Genomic DNA, 2,270 nt, shown 5'->3' with positions numbered 1-2,270 from the left:
TATGGAATTACTGAATATTTTTACCGGAAATGATTGGGTGTATAACTGGGTAATACTTCCGCTTCTGATTGTCATTGCCCGTATTTCTGACCAGACCATTGGAACGTTAAGGCTTATTTTTCTGGCAAAAGGCCATAAGCGTCTGGCACCGGTTCTTGGTTTTTTTGAAGTCATTATCTGGTTGCTGGTTATCAGCCAGATTATCCAGAATCTCAACAATGTGCTTTGTTTCATTGCCTACGGACTTGGCTTTGCACTCGGAAATTATCTGGGCTTGGTCATTGAAGAAAAACTTTCTCTTGGAAATGTCATCATCCGTGTCATTCCACGATCAGACTCCGAAGAGCTGGTCAGTTATCTGAAGTCGCTTCAATATCATGTAACAGCTGTGGATACCGTTTCAGCGACCGGAAAAGTAAAAATGATTTTTTCTGTTATCAGCCGAAAAGATCTGAAAAACATCACCGAAATTATTCAGAAGTTTAATCCTGATTCTTTTATTTCTGTTGAGGATGTTAAGGTAATTGGCGAAAGTGAGCCCAAAACCGGTTTCCAGCAGAAATTCAGGTTCTTCAGAGGAATGTTGAAAAAATAGGATATAAGGAAAATTTAATCTGATTTATTGTTTCTTCTGCTTTTCCAGATAATAACCCTGCCTGTTCAGCAGATGATCAAGATTGGCAACTCCATATACGACAACAGCTGTAACGATGGCATTATGCGCAATATATTCCGGAATCAGGCGGGAATAATCGTCTCTTTCCGTATGCCATATTTCGTAATAGTTAAAATCATAACCTTTGACATCGGATGCCGTGAAATTCATGGTTGGAACGCCTTTGACAGCAAAGGGGCCGCTATCGGTACCCCATGCTTTTTCCGGTTTTTCCTGTGGCTCTCTCCGGCTTACTTCAAACTGATAGTCCGGATTTATGGTGCTGATCGGTGAGCAGATTTTTCTCATGTCTGCCATCATTGAGTCGGAAACAGAAATACCTGTAAAAACCCTCGGGCCGCTGTCCCAGTTGAACATGTTGGAGATTTTGGGTAATTTTTCTTCATTGCTGTTTATCCAGTGCCATGACCCCAGCAATCCGAATTCTTCGGCTGCCCAAAGGCAAACTAAAATTGTCCTTTTGGGTTTTCCTCCTGCTTTCATAATCAGGCGTGCCGCTTCCATAGCCTGTACAGCCCCTGTGGCATTGTCGGAAGCTCCCCTTGAAATATCATAGGAATCGAGATGACCGCCCATGATTACATATTCATCAGGATAATCAGTCCCTTTGATTACTCCGATAACATTGTAATACCTGACAGGGCCGGGCCTGAAATAATTTCTGATATCGAATTCAAGGATAACATCCTGTCTTTCTTTAACCTTTTGTTCGATTATAAAGTACTGATGTTCATCCAGCTTAATGTCGGGTATTTCGGGCAGTGTTTCAAAACGCATTTCCGGTAGATTTTTTCTGTCATACATGACTCTGATAGGCAGGGCAGCCGACTGAATGATCCCCAAAATACCGGCCTGACACATCTGCCTGTAAAATAAAGCTGGTGTATCGGCCAACGGAATCAGCTCTTTTTGTTTGCTTTTGTCTTTGATTTTCTCATTCTCGGCTTTAATTTTTTCATTCTTAGCCTTGATTTCCTCATTCAGCCTGATGATGGAATCTCTGATATGGTCTCCTTTTTCGGTATAGTCTATCGGATAGCCGTCATTTTTGCCGGTGATAAGCACCCAGGCTCCCCTGAGCTTTGCTTTCATCCGGTCGAATTCCTGTTGTGTTTTAGGTTCTAAAACAACATGTCCGCGTTGAGGTCCCCTGGTTCCTGAAGTGTACGAAGGGGTTGCAAAATGTAAAACCATTCCTTCTTCAGACAGCATTTTACCGGAGAAAGGCCCTCTCTCAAATCCGACAGGCACTTCACCGGCTTCATCGAGAATAACTTCCATTCCCCATTCCCTGAATCTGGAGGCTGCCCATTGAGCCGCACTTTCATAGGCAACTGAACCTGTGATTCTTCCGCCAAAACGTTTGCACAGGATGCTCATCCACTCGTCTGCATGATTGTCGTTTTTCCCAAGTTCGATGATACGATTGACAATGGGATCATTTTCTTCTGTTTTGAATGAAAAGAAAATGAATGCAATAAAAAAAGTCAGCAGGGTAAAAAGATGCTTCATGTATAATGCTTTTTATGGTTGTTGATAATTAAGGGAAATCAGTTTCTTTCCAGATAAAATTTGTAGTTTTTAATGACCAGTA

2 protein-coding genes are annotated in these 2,270 nt (G+C 42.0%); one reads left to right on the top strand and one right to left on the bottom strand.

The features are described from left to right. Window positions 1-595 (top strand): DUF2179 domain-containing protein (locus tag GX437_02775; GenBank protein ID NLJ06575.1); only part of this gene is annotated, 595 nt, incomplete at its 5' end. 24 nt (window positions 596-619) lie between these two features. Here the strand turns inward: GX437_02775 and GX437_02770 are convergent. Beyond that, window positions 620-2,188 (bottom strand): M20/M25/M40 family metallo-hydrolase, encoded by a 1,569-nt coding sequence (locus tag GX437_02770; GenBank protein ID NLJ06574.1) that lies wholly within the window; start codon window positions 2,186-2,188, stop codon window positions 620-622. Window positions 2,189-2,270: the final 82 nt, after the last annotated feature.

The organism is Sphingobacteriales bacterium (assembly GCA_012517435.1).
In the GTDB taxonomy this organism is placed as follows: Bacteria; Bacteroidota; Bacteroidia; order CAILMK01; family JAAYUY01; genus JAAYUY01.
The sequence above is the reverse complement of the archived record's forward strand: the minus strand, read 5'-3'. Positions and strand labels throughout refer to the sequence as shown.